This is a genomic window from Streptococcus sp. DD10 (genome assembly GCF_001578805.1).
Taxonomy (GTDB): domain Bacteria; phylum Bacillota; class Bacilli; order Lactobacillales; family Streptococcaceae; genus Streptococcus.
In genome coordinates, this window is the sequence record NZ_KQ969166.1 from 1 (window position 1) to 18,931 (window position 18,931).

Annotated in this window: 12 protein-coding genes and 2 pseudogenes; 1 reads left to right on the plus strand and 13 read right to left on the minus strand. The window is 39.2% G+C overall.

Features of this window, described 5'->3' with window-relative positions; all coding sequences use genetic code 11:
- Positions 1-206: 206 nt before the first annotated feature.
- From STRDD10_RS09175 to STRDD10_RS09230, 13 genes and pseudogenes are all read right to left on the minus strand, one after another.
- Positions 207-554 carry a VOC family protein gene (locus STRDD10_RS09175; RefSeq protein ID WP_067195364.1) on the minus strand — a complete coding sequence of 116 codons (348 nt, stop codon included), beginning with the start codon at positions 552-554 and terminating at the stop codon, positions 207-209.
- Between the two features lie 154 nt (positions 555-708).
- Positions 709-2,484: a pyruvate oxidase gene (gene spxB, locus STRDD10_RS09180; protein ID WP_067195367.1), complete on the minus strand. Its 1,776-nt coding sequence runs from the start codon at positions 2,482-2,484 to the stop codon at positions 709-711.
- A gap of 325 nt (positions 2,485-2,809) precedes the next feature.
- Positions 2,810-4,672: pseudogene (locus tag STRDD10_RS09185) on the minus strand (copper-translocating P-type ATPase); the annotation flags it as partial.
- A 71-nt stretch (positions 4,673-4,743) separates the two neighbouring features.
- Positions 4,744-5,035: pseudogene (locus STRDD10_RS11905) on the minus strand (cupredoxin domain-containing protein); the annotation flags it as partial.
- 50 nt (positions 5,036-5,085) lie between these two features.
- Positions 5,086-5,454, minus strand: a complete 369-nt coding sequence (locus STRDD10_RS09190; protein WP_067195373.1) for a cupredoxin domain-containing protein — start codon at positions 5,452-5,454, stop codon at positions 5,086-5,088.
- A gap of 55 nt (positions 5,455-5,509) precedes the next feature.
- Entirely contained in the window at positions 5,510-5,905 is a 396-nt protein-coding gene (locus tag STRDD10_RS09195) for a CopY/TcrY family copper transport repressor (protein ID WP_067195375.1), read from the minus strand.
- A gap of 395 nt (positions 5,906-6,300) precedes the next feature.
- Positions 6,301-7,227, minus strand: coding sequence for an ATP-binding cassette domain-containing protein (locus STRDD10_RS09200; protein WP_067195378.1), 927 nt, complete (start codon positions 7,225-7,227; stop codon positions 6,301-6,303).
- Positions 7,228-7,237: 10 nt separating this feature from the next.
- Positions 7,238-8,305: an ABC transporter ATP-binding protein gene (locus STRDD10_RS09205; RefSeq protein ID WP_067195382.1), complete on the minus strand. Its 1,068-nt coding sequence runs from the start codon at positions 8,303-8,305 to the stop codon at positions 7,238-7,240.
- A gap of 8 nt (positions 8,306-8,313) precedes the next feature.
- Positions 8,314-9,240, minus strand: a complete 927-nt coding sequence (oppC, locus tag STRDD10_RS09210; protein ID WP_067195385.1) for an oligopeptide ABC transporter permease OppC — start codon at positions 9,238-9,240, stop codon at positions 8,314-8,316.
- Positions 9,240-10,733: an ABC transporter permease gene (locus STRDD10_RS09215; RefSeq protein ID WP_067195388.1), complete on the minus strand. Its 1,494-nt coding sequence runs from the start codon at positions 10,731-10,733 to the stop codon at positions 9,240-9,242. Before STRDD10_RS09215 ends, oppC begins: the two co-directional genes overlap by 1 nt.
- Before the next feature lie 61 nt (positions 10,734-10,794).
- A complete protein-coding gene (locus tag STRDD10_RS09220) occupies positions 10,795-12,768 on the minus strand; it encodes a peptide ABC transporter substrate-binding protein (protein WP_067195391.1) in 1,974 nt (657 codons plus the stop codon).
- A gap of 284 nt (positions 12,769-13,052) precedes the next feature.
- Positions 13,053-15,017 carry a peptide ABC transporter substrate-binding protein gene (locus tag STRDD10_RS09225; protein WP_067195393.1) on the minus strand — a complete coding sequence of 655 codons (1,965 nt, stop codon included), beginning with the start codon at positions 15,015-15,017 and terminating at the stop codon, positions 13,053-13,055.
- Between the two features lie 34 nt (positions 15,018-15,051).
- A complete protein-coding gene (locus STRDD10_RS09230) occupies positions 15,052-17,010 on the minus strand; it encodes a peptide ABC transporter substrate-binding protein (protein ID WP_067195396.1) in 1,959 nt (652 codons plus the stop codon).
- Between the two features lie 474 nt (positions 17,011-17,484).
- Between STRDD10_RS09230 and pbp3 the strand changes: the two genes are divergently transcribed.
- A complete protein-coding gene (gene pbp3 / locus STRDD10_RS09235; protein ID WP_067195399.1) occupies positions 17,485-18,723 on the plus strand; it encodes a D-alanyl-D-alanine carboxypeptidase PBP3 in 1,239 nt (412 codons plus the stop codon).
- Positions 18,724-18,931: the final 208 nt, after the last annotated feature.

Genomic DNA, 18,931 nt, shown 5'->3' on the forward strand with positions numbered 1-18,931 from the left:
GACGACCCTTTTAGGTTTTTATGACACTCTTTTTCGTTTTATCGATTCTTAGCAGCGAGAAAAATCTCACCATCCATTAATATATCTGAAACGATACTATCTAATTCAGTTCAATTTATTTGCTTTCCTCCATAAAAAGACCGGATTGCTCCGATCTTTTTAAGTTCCACTCCAAGAACGTTTAAATTTTTTGATAATAGAATTACCTACTTCATACGATAAAAATCAATCACTAAACCAGCTGGACCTTTTACAAGCAAGGATTCTGTACCCCAATCAGTTATAACTGGGCCGTGTAAAATCTCGACACCAAGCTCTTTCAACCGTTGATAATTCTGATCTACGTCCTCAACCTCGATGTGAAGAATGATGCCTGACTGAAAGTTTTCCAAAGGAACCAAATGACTTTGGGATAACATGAGACAGTGACTGCCAATCGTGAACTGAGCAAAACTGTTGTCAACATAATCGGCTTTTTTATCCAAAATACGCTCCAAGTCAGCACAGACTTGAGGAACATCTGAAATGATGATATCTAATTGATTTAGATTCATTTACTATCCTCCAGAAAAAGACCGGATTGCTCCGATCTTTTCAAGTTCTGCTCTAAGAAAATCAAAGTATAAACAAGGCATCGAACCGCAGACAGTACTGGAGTACGGCAAGGTGAAGATAACGCAGTTTACATTTGATTTTCGACGAGCAGGATTATTTAATCGCGCGTGATTCTAGGCCTTCTTCTTCTAGGAAGAAACGGAATGGTACGAGTTCTTCTGCTTCGTATTTTTCCTTAAAGGCTTTAATAGCATCTTCTGAGTGTTGTTTTGGATCCAACTCAAGTACTTCTACTGGAAGTGGACGATGTGGAGTGATGTGAGCATCGATAACAACAGTTTTACCTTCTTTGTTGAGCTTCACAGCTTCTGCAACGACTGCGTCGATGTCTTCGATACGGTCAACGGTAAATCCAATAGCTCCTTGAGCTTCAGCGATTTTCGCATAGTCAGCATTAGGGAAGTCACAACCAAACAAGTGTTTGTTTGTGTCTTCGTATTTGTCCTTGATGAAGGCATATTTACCATTTGAGAAGACAAGGTTGATAACTGGAAGGTCGTATTGAACGTTGGTAATCACGTCTGGGTAGCACATGTTGAATGCACCGTCACCCATGATGTTCCATACTTGGCGATCTGGATTATCTTTCTTAGCAGCGATACCACCAGGAAGGGCAATACCCATTGTCGCAAAGAGTGGAGATGTACGCCACATGTTCTTAGGTGTCATGTGAAGGTGACGAGTAGATGTTTGAGTAGTGTCACCTACGTCGATTGAATAGATAGCGTCTTGATCAGCATGTTTGTTGATTGCATTGTAAACTTGGTACAATTGCAATTCACCCTCAGTTTTACCTTCGAGTTTGTTCATGTAATCACGCCAGTTTTGGTTATTCTTAACATTTGCACGCCACCATGGAGTAGATTCAACTGGGTTTACTTTGTCAAGGATTGCTTTGGCTGCTTGACCTGCATCACCAAGGATTGAAGCGTCAAGGGCATGACGTTTACCAAGTTTGTATGGATCGATGTCAACTTGGATGAATTTTTCAGTGTTCTTGAAGGCTTCGTAAACTTCAGCAAATGGGAAGTTTGAACCAAGGAAAAGAACGGTGTCTGCTTCGAAGACCACTTCGTTAGCTGGTTTCCAACCAACACGGTAAGCAGAACCTGTCAAACCTTCGTAGTTCCATTCAAAAGCTTCAAAGTTTTTACCAGTTGTAATGATTGGTGCTTTGATTTTACGTGACAATTCAGTGATTACTTCACCAGCTTTCACACCACCAAATCCAGCGTAGATAACTGGGCGTTCAGCATTGTTGAGGATTTCAACAGCTTTGTCGATTTCAGCTTCGTTCAAGGCAGGAGCGATGAATGAACGTTCGTATGAACCTGATCCATAGTATGAGTTTTCGTCGATTTCTTGGAAACCGAAGTTTACTGGGATTTCAACAACAGCCGGACCTTTTTTAGAAACTGCAGCACGGCAAGCTTCGTCAATTACTTTTGGCAATTGCTCAGCGTAAGCTACACGTTTGTTGTAGACAGCGATACCGTTGTACATTGGGTTTTGGTTCAATTCTTGGAAGGCATCCATGTTGAGTTCGTTAACTGGACGTGATCCAAGGATAGCTAGGAATGGAGTGTTATCCATAGCTGCATCGTAAACACCGTTAATCAAGTGAGTCGCACCTGGACCACCTGAACCAACTGCAACCCCGATTGAGCCGCCGAATTTAGCTTGCATCACCGCTGCAAGAGCACCTGTTTCTTCGTGGCGAACTTGCAAGAAACGGATATCTTTGTCTTCAGCCAAAGCGTCCATGAGGGAGCTGAGTGTTCCTGATGGGATACCGTAGATGGTGTCTACGCCCCATGTTTTCAATACGTTGAGCATTGCTGCAGATGCAGTAATTTTTCCTTGAGTCATAAATATAACTCTCCTTCAAATATTTTTAAATCTACTAAAAAAGGTTTCATATAGTTTTTGAAAACGTTTCAGTAAATTTTTACACTACTAATTTATCACATTTATTTTTAGTTTACTAAGAATCTGCTCAGAAGTTTCTATTCTCTATTACAGTACAGTTTGAAAACGTTTTTAGCCTCTGTTTTATAATAATACTCAATGAAAATCAAATAGCAAACTAGGAAGCTAGGAGCAGGCTGCTCAAAGCACGGCTTTGAGGTTGTAGATAAAGCAGACGTGGTTTGAAGAGATTTTCGAAGAGTATAAAAAGCGAGCAAGCTCGCTTTTAGTCTATTTTACTAAAGTTTAGCATGAGTGAACTGGTCAGAACAGATACAGAACTAAAGGCCATGGCTAGACCTGCCAGTTCTGGATTGAGGGCCAATCCAAGACCTGAAAAAACTCCTGCTGCAATCGGAATTCCGATGACATTATAGATAAAGGCCCAGAAGAGGTTGAGAAGAATACGATTGAAGGTTTTCTTGCTCATATCAAAGGCACGAACCACTCCTGTCAAATCATTGTGAGTAAGAACAATCCCTGCCGACTCAATAGCAATATCGGTTCCTGCGCCCATGGCAATCCCCACATCCGCTACGCTGAGGGCAGGAGCGTCATTAATCCCATCACCAACAAAGGCTACCTTGCCTGACTGTTGCAGTTTATGGATTTCATGGGCTTTTTCTTCTGGCAAGACACCAGCAATAACCTCCTCAATGCCGATCTGATCTGCAATAGCACGCGCCACACCGGCATTGTCTCCTGTCAGCATAACTGTTCGGAGACCCCGTTTTTTCAGCTGACTGATGGCGATCTTGGCATTTTCTTTGGGAATATCTTGCAAAGCAAGCAAGCCTTTGATTTCATTGTCAACAGCCAAGTACACAACTGTCTTAGCTTCTTTTTCCAATTCTTCTAGTTTTTCCTGATAAGCACTAGAAATATCCATGCCATCTAGCATTTTAGCATTTCCAAGCAAAACTAGTTTCCCATGGATTTGCCCTGAAACACCTTTTCCGTGCAAGGCTTGAAAATTTTCTACAGGTTGAAGCTCAAGTCCTGCTTCAGTCGCTCGCTTGACAATGGCTTGAGACAATGGGTGTTGAGAGGCTTCTTCTAAAGAGGCAGCTAAGCCAAGTACTTCTGTCTCGTCGCCAATGATATCAGTGACCACTGGTTTTCCTTCTGTCAAAGTTCCTGTCTTATCAAAGACAAGAGTTTGGACTTTCTGGATTTCCTGTAAGACGGTTCCATTCTTGAGGAGAACCCCCATTTTGGCACTCCGCCCTGTTCCCACCATGAGAGCCGTTGGTGTTGCAAGACCTAGGGCACAAGGGCAGGCGATAATCAACACTGCCCCCCCATAAAGGAGAGAGGTCACAAAGCTAGCCTCAAGCAAGACAAACCAAACCCAAAAAGTCAGAATCGCTAGAATGACAACAGCTGGTACAAAAATCTCTGAAATCTTATCCGTCAAATCCTGAATTGGTGCTCGGCTGGTCTGAGCTTTCTTCACAAAGTCCACAATCTGTGCCAAGACAGTCTCTGAACCAACTTTTTCTGCTTTAAAAATAAGAGTGCCGCTGTTATTTATGGTGGAGCCAATGACAGTATCTCCAACCGTTTTGTCCACTGGCAGACTTTCACCTGTCACCATGGATTCGTCAATACTGGAGACTCCTTCCACTACAACACCATCAACCGCAATCTTTTCACCGGGACGCACTCGAATCAGGTCACCTACCTTGACTTGCTCCAAGGGAACTTGAACATAACAATCCTCACGCAAGACTTCTGCTGTTTTAGCCTGCAAATCCAGTAATTTCTCCACAGCTTGAGAAGTATTTTTCCGCATTTTTTCCTCAAAAACCGCCCCCAAAAGAACAAAAAAGAGGATAAATCCAGCACTTTCAAAGTAAACAGGGAGGCCAGCAAAGAGAGCAACTAGACTATAGAGATAGGCTACTAGGGTTCCCAGCGCCACCAAGGTATCCATGTTGGCATTATGTTTTTTTAAACTGGCCCAAGCACTCTGAATATAAGGACCACCGGCCACTAGCATGATAGGTGTTGTAGCCAAAAAGGTGCCCCAATGCATAACTGTATGACTCAAAGTTCCCAAGTACATCCCAAGCATAAGCAAGAGCAAGAGAAAACTAAAGAAGGCTGAGACTAAAAAGCGTTCCCAAATCCCCCAAGGACGACGACTAATTTGATCCTGCACTGTGTATGTTCCTTTTTGCATCTTCATACCACAGGAAAATTCAAATTCTCCCTTTTCCTGAGGTGTAAAATGAATGACCCTATCCTCTCCAACTTCTAGGGGTTCTAAAATCCCCTGATCTTCCAATAAAATTTCCTTATAACAACCAGACGGATTGATCCGGTGAAAGGTCAGTTCAGCTGGTATCCCCTTCTGCAAAGTGATATGGGCTGGATGGTAGCCCTTGTCGGCGGTAATCCGAATCTTCTGAACGCCATGTTCTACGACTGCTGCTTCTTTATCTGACATCGGTTTCTCCTCTATTTACAAATTTAAAACTAAATACTTAGTCTCTATCATCATTCGACTAGCATTTTCCCGTGCATCATGTTCATCCCACAAGCAAAACCGAATTCTCCCTTATCATGTGGCGTAATTTCTACCACATAAGAATCATTCAAAGGCAGATCAGCATGAACGCCAAAGTCTGGAAAAACAATCTGGTCCAAACATGAGGATGGATCCTTCCGGTGAAAAATAATACGTGCTGGGACGTCTTTTTTTAAAACAATGGTCCCCGGCGTATAACCTCCCATGACTTCAATTTGAATCTCTTGGTAACCTGACTTTTGTTGGGCTCGCTTACTTTCTTCTTCGTGATGACCAAAGAACCACCAGCTGATAAAGCCAATCAAGGCTAAACAGATAATCGTTACAACTATTAGCATTTTCTTTCTCCTATATCTACATTTGTAGACTTTTTGGTAGGGCAACAACTACACCTCACATGCAGTTGCAAGATACAGTTTCTACAGCTTGCGCCTTCTTTTCTTCTAGGACTGCTTGCAAGCCCTCAATATCAGATAAAGTCATGTCACTGGTCACAATCAACTCCCGCAGGACTTCTTTTAGTTTGCGCGAACAAACCTTTTCTCGGACATCTTCCATCACCAGTTTGGTGCTCTCATCCTGACTCAGAATAGCTCTGTAGATAAAAGACTTTCCATTCTTTTCACGACTGAGACATTCCTTTTCCACCAAGCGCGTTAGGAGGGTTTTAACAGTGGATTTAGACCAGGAAAAGCGACTTTCCAAAACCTCTATCAAGTCACTGCTGGTTTGCTGCCCTCGCATCCAGATAATCTTCATGACCTGCCATTCAGCGTTTGAAATTTGCATAGCAACTCCTTTCTTAATTTACATTTGTAAATCTTACCTACCTATTTTAAACCATTGGACTACATTTGTCAACTATGTAGCACCGCATATTTATTTTATCATTTTGTTCACTGCACCATTTACATGACTTATAATTTTTTCTATTTACATTGACCAACTTAATCTTACTTTCTACTCTAACAGTAAACAGTAATTTATTTTAATCAAAACAGAACTCAATTCGTTTTTTCAACCCTTCAAACTTTTCACTACATTTCGCAATAAATAGAGTAAGACAAGCTATAAGCAAAAGAAATAGGACAGACTCATAGACTGCGATGCAATCCAGGAGCCAGTCCTAAACCTTTAGTTTATATACTTTTCATCAATCCTTTATAAATGATAATAAAATTGATTTAGTTTAATTCTTTACGATAAGTTTCTATTTCTGCTTGATTTCCCCAAACATAATGCCCTGGTTTAATTTCAACCATTGATGGCTTATCTACAGAATAATCATGTTGCTCAGGATCATAAACTTTCAGAATTTTTTTACGTTCCAAAATTGGATCTGGTATCGGAACAGCTGACAAAAGCGACTGTGTGTATGGGTGAATAGGATTATTATAGAGTTCCTCTGTTTCTGCAACTTCTACAATAACTCCTTTATAAATAACTGCGATACGATCTGAGATAAAACGTACAACTGACAAATCGTGAGCAATGAAAAGATAGGTCAAGCCCAATTCCTTTTGAAACTTTTTCAACAAGTTCAAGACTTGTGCACGTACCGATACATCCAAAGCAGAAATAGGTTCATCAGCAATGACGAAGTCTGGTTGCATAACCAAGGCACGGGCGATTCCAATCCGTTGACGCTGTCCACCCGAAAATTCATGTGGATAGCGAGTTAGGTGTTCGGCCAAAAGTCCAACTTCTGTGATGATGTTTTTCACCTTCTCTTGACGCTCTTCTTCACTACTAAAGAGTTTATGATTATATAGACCTTCTGAAATGATGTAATCTACAGTAGCACGCTCATTTAAACTAGCTGCTGGGTCTTGAAAAATCATTTGAATCCGGCGAATAATTTCTGCTTGCTCAGTAGCAGATTTCTTACCGTTTATTTTTTTACCATCAAAAAGAATCTCACCCTTACTAGTATCGTTCAGTCCGATAATGGCACGACCGATCGTTGTTTTACCAGAACCAGACTCTCCTACTAAGGAAAAAGTTTCCCCCTTGTTGATAAAGAAGTTAGCATTTTTAACTGCCACAAACTTCTTACTTCCCTCACCGAAGGAAATTTCTAAATCTTTAATTTCTACTAATTTTTCAGTCATTTCCTTCCTCCTATCCTTCTAAATGGGTGTAACCCATTGTAGAACGTATTTTTTCATGCAAGTCTCGAATTACCTCTGGTTTTTCAACTTTAGGTGCATCTTCGTGAAGCAACCAAGTCTTTGCCCAGTGAGTATCTGTAACTTGAAAAACAGGAGCTTTCTCTTCAAAATCAATCTGCATCGCATAGTCAGACCGAAGTGCAAAAGCGTCTCCTTTTACTGGAGAATAAAGTGACGGAGGTGTCCCTGGAATAGAGAATAGTTCTCCATTCTCTGTTGCTAATTGTGGAAGACTTGACAAAAGACTCCAAGTATATGGATGACGGGGATCATAAAAGATATCTTCCACACTACCATATTCAACAATCTCTCCTGCATACATAACTGCAACTTTGTCAGCAATGGAGGCTACAACCCCCAAATCATGCGTGATGAAAATCGTTGTAAAATGGTATTCATTTTGAAGAGATTTAAGCAAGTCAATAATTTGGGCCTGAATGGTCACATCGAGAGCTGTCGTCGGTTCGTCACAGATAAGAATATCCGGACGACAAGCCAGAGCAATCGCAATAACAATCCGTTGACGCATTCCACCTGAGTACTGGAATGGGTATTCATGGAATCGCTTAGTTGCTTCTGGGATTCCAACCTTATTCATATAATCTATCGCTAAATCGTGTGCTTCTTGAGCAGTCTTCCCTTGGTGTTTCATAATAACTTCCGTTATTTGACTACCAATTGTCTTGATAGGATCTAGACTCGTCATAGGGTCTTGGAAAATAGTGGCAATTTTTGCACCACGAATGCTTTCCCAATCATTATGTGATTTCAATTGAGTCAGTTCTTGCCCCCGATAATTGATGGAACCGTTAGCAACTCGCCCATTTTCTTCCAACATTCCAGTGAACGTTTTAGTTAAAACTGATTTGCCAGACCCTGACTCTCCTACTAAGGCAAGAACCTCACCTTCGATCAAGTCTAGAGAAACCCCTCGAATGGCTGTCAAAACTCGGTCGCGAACATCAAATTCCACGACAATATCGCGAGCAGACAAGATTACACTTTTTGTTTCTGTCATAACTACTCCTATCTATGTGTACGTGGGTCGCTGGCATCCGCTAAGTTTTGCCCAACGATATAAAGAGACAAGGATACCAAGATTAATGTTGTAAGAGGAATCCAGAACAAGTAGGCATTCGTTGTTACATTTTGTGAATAATCTGAAATCAAACGCCCTAAACTTGGAACTGTAACAGGAAGACCTAGTCCAAAGTAAGATAAGAATGCCTCATAAGAAATAAACCCTGGTAATAACTGTGATGTTAAGGTAACGATAACTGATACCAACTGTGGTAAAATGTTACGAATAACAATCTTACTGGTCGGCGTCCCCAATGTTTGAGAAGCTAGGTTATACTCCAAATCACGATAGCGCATGATTTGAATACGAATCGAGTAGGCAATTCCAATCCATCCCGTAACAGTCATAGCAAAAATAAGGTTCCAGAAACCAGCACCAATTGAGTAAGTCAAAACGATAACCACAAGAAGTGATGGAATATTTGAAATGATATTATAAATTTCTGTCATGATAAGATCGACAGTTTTTGAAATACCCCAAATACCTCCTACAACAACCCCAATAAGAAGATTTATAAAGGTTGCAATCACTGCTATCAAGATAGAATTTCGTGCTCCAAACCATACTCCATCAAAGAGAGATTTCCCGTTACTATCCGTACCAAACCAATACTCCCCATTTGGATGGATATAACGTAAACTAAAGTTATTTACTCGGCTAACGTCATTGTAATCAAAGTCTGAAAAAATTGGATAAATGAAACTCATTAAAACAATCGCTATCAAGATTCCCAACATAACAAGTGTTGATTTTTTCTTGAAGAACTGGCGCATAACAGAGCGCCAATACGAATATGCAGGAGCGTCAATTGCTTCAGAGGCAAAATCATCGCGTTTGACAAATTGGAATTTATTTTTATCAATTGTAGCCATTATTTACCTCCTTTTGAAGTCAATTTAATACGAGGGTCAATGATTGTCATAAGGACATCACCTAACAAGAGTGACAAGATGGATAAGCTTGTAAAGATGAAGACGAGACCGACCACCATGGCATTATTTGAAGCCCGTACAGAATCAATCAGCATTTTCCCCATACCAGGATAAGCAAAGATAGTTTCTGTCAGGGTTGCACCTGTGATGACACCTATGACAGAACCTGGAATTCCGGATACCAACGGAACCATGGCATTTTTAAAGATATGTTTGTTTGAGATTTCTTGTTCAGAAAGTCCTTTAGCACGTGCAAAACGTACAAAATCTTGAGATTGCAAGTCGATCATATACCGACGAATCCAGATTGCTTGGATAGGCGCTGAAAGCAAACCTAAAATCACAGATGGAAGGACGTAGGAACGCCAGTCACCAGCTCCCAGTATTGGGAATGAATCCGGCAAACCAAATGCCGAACCAATCAATCGAATGATGTACACCAAAGCGATAGTTGGCAAAGACAAAAGAAAAGTTAGAGCCCCAGTTGAAATACTATCAAAGAGAGTATTTTTAAAGCGAGCCATGTAAGAACCAAGTGGAACCGCAATTACATAAGAGAGGAACAAACCAATCAAACCAACAATTGAGGAGCTAACAATCATTGACGGATATTGATAATTGCTCTCCGTTGCAGTATATGGATCATCTCCATAGTTTGCCTTATCTCGTGAGTCTGCTTGACTCGGTGATTTATATGTACGAGAATAGATATTAACAGAAGAAGTTTTCTTACCGGTTGGGAAATTAACTTCAGAAGCCTTCGTTTGACCTTGATCTTGTGTAATGACCTTCAAAACAGATTGACCATTATAAGTTGGATAAGAAGTTCCTAGATTGAGGGTAATGAAGTTTTGATGGATGAATGGGAACTGACCATTAAAGTACAAGAGATACTTGTGTTTCGTACCAGAACCAACAACGGACCAACCAATGGCAGGATCATTTTCAATACGGATATAGCGCTCCAAGTTGGGATTCGTTGAATCCTTAACCCATCCAGTATGGTCAAACTGAAGAAGACTCGCATAGAATTCGAACACCCGTTCCAACACAGGAACTTCACGCGTTGCGTAGAACTGCTTGCTTTCTTCAAACTGGTGCAACGTCCAGCCATTACCTATTTTTTTGATGTAGCCCTCATAGATTTTTTTATTTTCATCTGTTGCATCAATCGTTACACTACTATTTTCTTTACTAGCATGTTGTTGCAGTTCTTTTGTGTCGTAATAATCAATATAACCCATTCGTTCAAAAATCGTATTTTCATAGTTCGATTTTTTATCAGGCGTTGTTGCGATTTTATTGTAATTGGTATCTTGCTTAAAGATAAGACGTCTTGGAACCATTGTATAAATAATGGTATAAGTCAAGGTCGTCACCAAAAAGATGGATACCAATGAGCGTAAAATACGCATGAAAATATATTTCTTCATGTTTGTTTCCTTTTTTACTCAAAAGAACTTTCTCACTTTTAGAGAAAGTTCTAATGAACCTTTATTCTACGTGACTTTCAAGGTCTTTTTGTGCTTTTGCGTTTGACTCAGCTTTTTCTTTAAGCCATTTTTCGCGAGCTTCTTGGTATTCCTTGGTTGTCACTACTTTGTCTTGTGGTTCAAGATACTTGTAGTAAGAAGCAGGTTGTTTATTTCCAGATTGCCCATAAGTCTCAGTAAATGGCTTCGTACGAGAAATAACAACTGCAGCACCGTTATTCGATGAAATTGGCATAAAGAGTGAGCTATCTGTCAACCAAGCTTGAGCTGCTGCGTATTTCTCATATCGAGTCTTACTGTCGCTTGTTTCTGCTGCTGCTTCATCCAGTAATTTATCATAATCTTTTAATCCGACTGTTGTAACTGCTGGATTTTCAGGATTATCATACCCATTAAAGGTTTTCGTATGTTCACTATCAGTTGATTTGAAGATATCAAGGTAAGATGATGGATCTTCGTAGTCTGGTGCCCATCCAACGGCAGTAGAGATATCCCAATCTTCAGCAGCTGCACTCGCTGCATAGTAAGTAACATTGAAGTACTCATCTTCAGTGATTTGTTGTACATCTATTATTACATTTTCAGCACCAAGAGCACTTTCGATAGACTGTTTAAGTGATTGGACACGAGCAACTGTTAACTTAGAGGTTTGAGAAACTGGAATATCCAAATGGATTGGGAACTGAACTCCATCTGCTTCTAGAGCTGTCTTAGCTTTGGCAAATTCTGCCTTCGCTTTTTCAACATTGTGAAGACCATCTTGTCCATCTGCAAAGTTGATATCTTTCCACTCATCGCCATAAGTTGAAATTTTCTCAGTTACTAAATCACCAAAGGTTTTTTCACCTGATGACACAAAGTCTGGTTTTGTAAAAAGGTTACGAACAGCATTAGAAGCAAATTCTTCACCGTTTGCTTGAGCTGTAAAGGCTGTACGGTCAATAGCAAAGTTTAGTGCTTGACGGAAATCTTTGTTTAAAAGTGCCTTCTTAGTAGATGATTTTTGTTCATCTGTAGTTTTTGAGGTATAGTTATAGGATTGGCGATCAATGTTTACTCCAGCTCCAGCTGTAGAAGTTCCAATTGGTGTTACAAAGATGTTATCTTTGTATTTTTCTTCTACTTTAGCAAAGTTAGAACTTGTTGGGTAGAGACGAGCCATTGAGTACGCACCATCTGTAAAGCTACGTTCTAGTGCTTCTTGGTCTGAACCATCAAAGTAGGATAGTTTAATCGCATCAAAATGAACGTTATCCTTATCCCAGTAGTTTTCATTTTTGGCATATTCCATAGATGACTTAGCAGTAATGGATTTAAGAAGGAAAGGTCCATTGTATAGGATGGACGTTGGATCAGTTGACTTACCGTAGTCGTCTCCTTTTGAACTTACAAACTCTTCATTCATTGGGTAAAGAATAGAGTAAAGAGTTTTTGAATTCCAAAATGGCTCAGGACGAGAAAGGGTATATTGCAGGGTGTGCTCATCCACTGCTTTCACACCAACTGTTGAAAAGTCTGTAGTCTTTCCATCAAGGTAATCTTTCAAACCTTTAACAGAATCTTGAACCAAATAGAGAGCTTCTGACTGTTTATCTGCTGCGTGTTTCAATCCATAAACAAAGTCTTTTGCTGTCACATCTGCATATTCTTCGCCTTCAGATGTATACCATTTTACACCTTCTCGGATAGTATATGTATAGGTCAAACCATCCTTTGACACCTTCCAATCTGATGCAACTGCTGGAATCAGGTTTCCATACTTATCATTATCAAAAAGTCCTTCTACACCATTTGTAGTCGCTACAACAGTAGAGTTTTTCCCAGAGATAACATAGTCTAATGTTTCAGGGTCAGCAGTATATACGTAACCGTAAGTGCTTGACGCTGAATTAGAAGACGAAGAACTACATGCAGCTAAAAAACCTGCTGCAAGAAGTGCTACACCAGCAACTGCTAATACTTTGCTTTTTTTCATAGAACTTTCTCCATAGTTTTAAAAATTTGCTTTCTTAATTATACCATAAACTACTTTAAAAACACAAGAAATTTTCAGAATATTTTGTTAAGTATTCGATTACATTTTTGTTTCTTGGACACTATTTTAAAATATGCTTTTTTATGTTCTATCTTTTCTAACTTTTCTTGACTGGAAATTGCTTGCAAATACTATTAAAATGAATATACTCATAAAACGATTTATCTTTGATAGGTCTTGAGAATCCAATCAGTATAAAAGGGAGCGCCGTGCCCCCTTTTATACTATTTTACATGATTAGCTATTTCTTCTTGAGCTTTTTCTTGTGATTCTTTTTGTTCTTTTAACCACGTTTCTCTTGCTTTATTGTAATCAGACGTTTTCACTGGCTCGCTTTGTAACTCCATAAACTTGAAGATGTTCGCGTCTCCCTTAACTCCTACTACACTATATGCCTTTGTAAATGGAGAAACCTTACTAATCATAGGAGTAGCCCCAGTTGAAGAAACTGGCAGGATAATCGCACTATCTGTTAACCAAGCTTGTGCTGCTGCATATTTTTCGTACCGACTCGTTACGTCACTAGTTTCAGCGTTAGCTTCTTCTAGTAAAGTTTGATATTCGTTTAAACCAACAGCATTTGTGATATCCGTATTTTGACCTGCCTCTAGACCTAGGTTTTTAAGGCTACCACCTGACTCTGGGTTCCAGATATCCAGATAAGTTGATGGGTCTTGGTAATCAGGCCCCCAACCGCTGATATGGAGATCGTAATCTTTTTGCGAACCCGCATCCGCAAAGTACGTAATATTTTCTTGTTCAGAATCTGACATTTGTTGAATATCAATTACAACATTCTCTGTACCAAGAGCACTTTCAACAGATTGTTTGAGCGATTGAGCCTCTTGAACCAACTTTTTATCAGATTGAGGAACCGGGATGTCTAAATGAATCGGGAATTGTACTCCTTGGGCTTCAAGCGTTGTCTTCGCCTTTGCAAATTCAGCCTTGGCTTTATCTACATTATAAAGACCATCTTGAGCGTCAGAAAGATCTACACCACTCCACTCTTCACCAAAGTTTGCCGTCAACTTACTTTCAACAACCTCACCAAAGGTTTGGTTGCCTACCTGAACAAAAGTTGGAGGAACCAATGTATTCCGGAGTCCATAAGTAGCTCCCTCTTCACCAGCAGTCTGCGCGTTATAGTTAGTTCGATTAAAGGCAAAATTGATAGCTTGGCGGAAATCTTTGTTCAAAATCGCTTGCTTAGTCGCATCTTTTTGAGCATCTGTTGTTTTAGAAGTATGTTCAATTGCTTGACGATTTAAGTTAAAGTAGTAATAAAAAGTAGATGAACTTTGAGGACTGTAATAAATATTGTCAGCAAACTTTTCCTTTACAGAAGTAAAGCTTGATGTATTTGGATACAAACGAGCACTAGTATAAGAACCATCTGCAAAGTTTTTAGCCAAAGCTTCAGGGTCAGAGCCATCTGAAAAAGCTAATTTCACTTTTTCAATTTTAACATTATCTTTATCCCAGTAATTTTGGTTCTTGATAAATTCGAAGGATGATTTATTGGTATAAGAACTTAAAATGTACGGTCCATTATAAAGGATTCCATCTGGAGTAACTTTACCGAAGTCTTCCCCTTTTGATTGAAGAAATTCTTCATTGACCGGCATCATGATAGACGCTGTTAGTTTTGAATTCCAGTAACTTTCTGGCTGATTCAAGGTGTATTCGACAGTCTTATCGTCTACTGCTTTAACACCCACAGTCGAAAAGTCTGTTGTTTTACCATTAATATAATCCTTTAGTCCCTTGATTGAGTCTTCCACCAAATAAGTTGACTCTGACTTGCCATCAACCGCATGCTTTAATCCAGCAACAAAGTCTTGCGCAGTAACATTGGCGTATTCTTCTCCCTCTGCTGTATACCATTTAATACCGTCACGTAAGGTATAAGTGTAGGTGAGTCCATCTTTTGAAACAGTCCAATTTTCAGCAAGTGATGGGATAAGGTTTCCATACTTATCATTTTCCAACAAGCCATCGATAAAGTTTCCTGTTATATCAGATGTAGAGGCACGATTGGACACTAGATAGTCTAGACTATCTGGATCTGTAACATAGATATAGGAAAATGTATTTGTGCTGTTTGACGTACTAGTCCCACATGCTACAAGGGTGGCTGTGGCTAATAGGCTAAGGCCTGCTAGTGCAAGCATTCTCTTTTTTTTCATAATAGTTCACTCCTTTTTAAGGTGAGTAGGAAGCTTATTTCACATGGTTTGCCAATTCTTTTTGAGCTTCCTCATTTGATGTTGTTTTTTCTTCTTGCCACTTTTTCCGAGTATCCTCATATTGTTTGGTTGTTACAATATCGTTTTGTAGTTGAAGATACTTATAGTTATATACAGTTCCCTTTGCCCCAATCCAAGAGTTAGCGCGGCTAAACGGTACAGTTCGGTTAAGCGATGGCGTTCCACCTGCAGAATTCATCGGCATGATAATCCCGTTGTCAATGAGCCACGCTTCTGCTTCGGCATATTTTTCATAACGACTTGCAACATCACTGTTTTCTTGATTAGCTGTATTTAACAGACTTGTGTAGGTGTTGAGTCCAACAGTAGAAATATTCGCATGGTCTTGTCCTGGTTCAAAACCAAAGTTTTGCATATGCGCCCCATTTTCGGTATTTAAAGTATCCAGATAAGTTGATGGATCTTGATAATCTGGTACCCAACCATCTGTCGTTAAATCATAATCTTTCTGTGCAGCTGTTGTAGCAAAATAAGTGGCATTATTCAATTCATCCTCTGATAATTGTTGAACGTCCACGATAACATTTTCTGTCCCCAAGGCTGTTTCGATAGATTGCTTAACTGATTGAGCTTGACTTACCAATGTTTTGCTAGAACTATTTGTCGGTAAATCTAATCGAATAGGGAATTGAACGCCTTGTGCTTCTAATTCTTCTTTAGCTTTTGCAAAAGTTTCTTTAGCCTTATCTACATTATAATAGGCATCATGAGCATCCGATAAATCAATTCCTGACCATTCAGAATTAGCTGTAACTAGCTTATCACTAATGACTTGTCCATAATTCTTTTCACCAATCTGTACAAACGTTGGTGGAACAAAAGTATTTCGAATCGTGTTATTTGCTGCTTCCTGTCCATTGGTCTGAGCTGAGTAAGCTGTGCGATCAATTGCGTAGTTTACCGCAACACGGAAGTTTCGATTTAAAACGGCTTGTTTGGTAGCATTCTTTTGCTCGTCAGTTGTTTTTCCTGTGTAGTTATATGACTCACGATTAAAGTTCAAATGGTAGAAGAAAGACGTTCCATCTTGTTGTGAATAGATAATATTATCCTTATATTTTTCAGCCACTTTCGCATAGGTCGAGGAATTTGGATAAACCGTAGCTACTGTATAAGCTCCATCTTCAAAATTACGGACTAGTGCTTCTTGGTCTGAACCATCGAAGTAAGACAATTTGACTTGTTCAATGTGTACATTGTCCTTATCATAGTAATTCTGATTTTTTGCATACTCAATAGTTGATTTTGATGTCAAGGATTTCAATAAATAAGGTCCATTGTACAAAATACCGTTTGGCTCTACCTTTCCAAAGTCATCTCCCTTAGCCTTCAAAAACTCTTCGTTGACTGGGAAAAGGATAGTTGAAGTTGTCTTACTATTCCAATATGATTCTGGGCGAGTGAGTGTGTACTCAACCGTATAGTCATCTACTGCTTTAACACCAACTGTTGAGAAATCAGTCGTTTTCCCTGTAACATAATCATCCAATCCTTTGATTGAGTTTTGAATAAGGTAAAGAGCCTCTGACTTACTATCAACTGCGTGCTTAATTCCTGTAACAAAGTCCTTAGCCGTTACATTAGCATACTCTTCACCATCTGCCGTATACCACTTTGCATCCTCACGAAGTTTATAGGTATAAGTCAATCCATCTTGAGAAACTGTCCACTCTTTTGCTAGAGCAGGCGTAAAATTCCCATACTGATCATTTCCCAAAAGACCGTCAACAAGATTTCCAACGACATCAGAGGTTGTCGCACGGTTGGTTTGGATATAATCTAAAGTATTTGGCTCGTTGACATAAACATACGAATAGGTATTCGAGGAATTAGTGGAACTACCACAAGCTGCCAATAAGAAGGCAGCTGTTGAGGTAATTCCTGCTAACATTAGCCATTTTCGTTTTTTCATCTGATTTCTCCATTTTATCTATTTTGTAATATTATACATCATTTCTGTGAAAATACAAGAATTTAGAATAAAAAAATTAATATTTTTTTAAGATTTTCCCCACTTAGTCTACTCTTAGCTTTGATGACCGTGTTTTTCCTCTGCACAATTTTTTCTTTGATAGAAGTCTTGAAAATAGTTTGTAAATGAAATCCGAATTTTATTCTGATTCACAACTTTTTTTAATTTTTTCTTACAATAATCCGAATTATCTCAATTAATAGAATTTTCTGATACTTTTATTTATCCATAGAATATTTATAAAAACTACATACACATTTTACTTTTGCTATTTACTTGAGATTTCGCTACTCACTAGTACTTTTAAACATCTCGTATCTAGTCACTTAATTTCCTACTTTATTTTTTCTATCCTCTATAAGTCTAGCTGTATTTGTGGTAAAATAGAAAAAGAAGTTACTAGAAAGGGAACGTATGAAGCAAATTATTTTCATCATCAGTTGCTTGATTTGTTTAATTGGAGGCAAAGTAGGCGCTGATGACTTTTCAGTTTCTGCCAACCAAGCTATTGCTATCGACGCCGACAGCGGGAAAATCCTCTACGAGAAAGAGGCGGATCAACAAGTTTCAATAGCCAGTATCACTACACTCTTATCTACCTATCTAGTCTATGAAGCGATAGATAAAGGGGACCTTAAAATGACAGACGCTGTTACCATCTCTGATTATCCTTATAATCTTAGTGTCACAGCTCAAGTCAGTAATGTGCCATTAGATGCTAGAAATTATACCGTCCAACAACTTCTAGAAGCCTCCCTCATTGCTAGTGCTAATTCTGCCACCATTGCTCTAGCTGAGAAAGTAGCTGGTAGCGAGGAAGCCTTTGTCAATCGCATGAGAGATAAACTAAAAGAATGGGGAATTAATGACGCCTTTATTATCAACTCAACCGGACTAAATAATAGTATTTTAGGAGAACAAATTTATCCAGGAAGTAAAGAAGATGACGAAAATACAATGTCAGCTCGTCAAGTAGCTATTTTGGCTAGAAGGTTGGTGAAGGATTTTCCTCAAGTTCTTGATATTACCCAAAAACCTTATTCTGACTTTGCTGGCACCCAGCTTCAAACATTTAATTACATGTTAAAAGGTCAACCAAGAGTTCGTTCCGGGGTGACCGGACTAAAAACAGGAACGAGTGAAAAAGGGGGAGCTTCCTTTGTTGCTACTGCTACCGAAAATGGTATGAATATCATTAGCGTGGTCTTGGGAGCTGAAGGTGCGGACGAGGATATCTATGCTCGCTTTATTGTCACAACCCGTCTATTAGATTATATTTCACAAAACTTCACCCCCACAACTTTAATCGCAAAAGGAGAGTCCTATCGAAACAGTCGGGCACTCGTCACCAACGGAAAAAGTCAATATGTCGATGCCATAGCTAAAGAAGATCTCATTATCATCCAACGTTTCGGAGCGGATACCAATGTTCCTGTTACCATCAAAACTGATAATAAAGGCTATGAAGCTCCCTTTAAAAAAGGAATTCCTGTTGGAACCGCTAGCTATGAGGATAACGACCTTATTGGGCAAGGCTACCTTCAGGATGAAAATAAAACCATAACCCTAATCAGTAAAAACAAGGTAGAACGTTCCAACTTCTTAAAAGTCATGTGGAATGAATTCGTACGATATGTAAATGAAAAGTTGTAGAAAAAATCTACAACTTTTTTTAATCTCTCTTTTACTATATAGTCAAAAGACGACATTCGTGGATTTCCAATATAGACTGCAACAAAGTACCTAACTTCGTTTTTTCTAACGTTTAATTGACTGTTGTTCCACTTCCTAGCCATTCTTTTAGCACTCTTTTCAATCCATTTCATACTAGACCTTAACTGGTGATAATCTAAAATCAATT

What these genes read in the sequence shown, in the direction of transcription:
- spxB (WP_067195367.1), bottom strand. Translation starts at nt 2,484, where the DNA reads ATGACTCAAGGAAAAATTACTGCATCTGCAGCAATGCTCAACGTATTG.
- STRDD10_RS09195 (WP_067195375.1), bottom strand. Translation starts at nt 5,905, where the DNA reads ATGCAAATTTCAAACGCTGAATGGCAGGTCATGAAGATTATCTGGATG.
- oppC (WP_067195385.1), bottom strand. Translation starts at nt 9,240, where the DNA reads ATGGCTACAATTGATAAAAATAAATTCCAATTTGTCAAACGCGATGAT.
- pbp3 (WP_067195399.1), top strand. Translation starts at nt 17,485, where the DNA reads ATGAAGCAAATTATTTTCATCATCAGTTGCTTGATTTGTTTAATTGGA.
- STRDD10_RS09205 (WP_067195382.1), bottom strand. Translation starts at nt 8,305, where the DNA reads ATGACAGAAACAAAAAGTGTAATCTTGTCTGCTCGCGATATTGTCGTG.
- STRDD10_RS09230 (WP_067195396.1), bottom strand. Translation starts at nt 17,010, where the DNA reads ATGAAAAAACGAAAATGGCTAATGTTAGCAGGAATTACCTCAACAGCT.
- STRDD10_RS09215 (WP_067195388.1), bottom strand. Translation starts at nt 10,733, where the DNA reads ATGAAGAAATATATTTTCATGCGTATTTTACGCTCATTGGTATCCATC.
- STRDD10_RS09175 (WP_067195364.1), bottom strand. Translation starts at nt 554, where the DNA reads ATGAATCTAAATCAATTAGATATCATCATTTCAGATGTTCCTCAAGTC.
- STRDD10_RS09200 (WP_067195378.1), bottom strand. Translation starts at nt 7,227, where the DNA reads ATGACTGAAAAATTAGTAGAAATTAAAGATTTAGAAATTTCCTTCGGT.
- STRDD10_RS09220 (WP_067195391.1), bottom strand. Translation starts at nt 12,768, where the DNA reads ATGAAAAAAAGCAAAGTATTAGCAGTTGCTGGTGTAGCACTTCTTGCA.
- STRDD10_RS09190 (WP_067195373.1), bottom strand. Translation starts at nt 5,454, where the DNA reads ATGCTAATAGTTGTAACGATTATCTGTTTAGCCTTGATTGGCTTTATC.
- STRDD10_RS09225 (WP_067195393.1), bottom strand. Translation starts at nt 15,017, where the DNA reads ATGAAAAAAAAGAGAATGCTTGCACTAGCAGGCCTTAGCCTATTAGCC.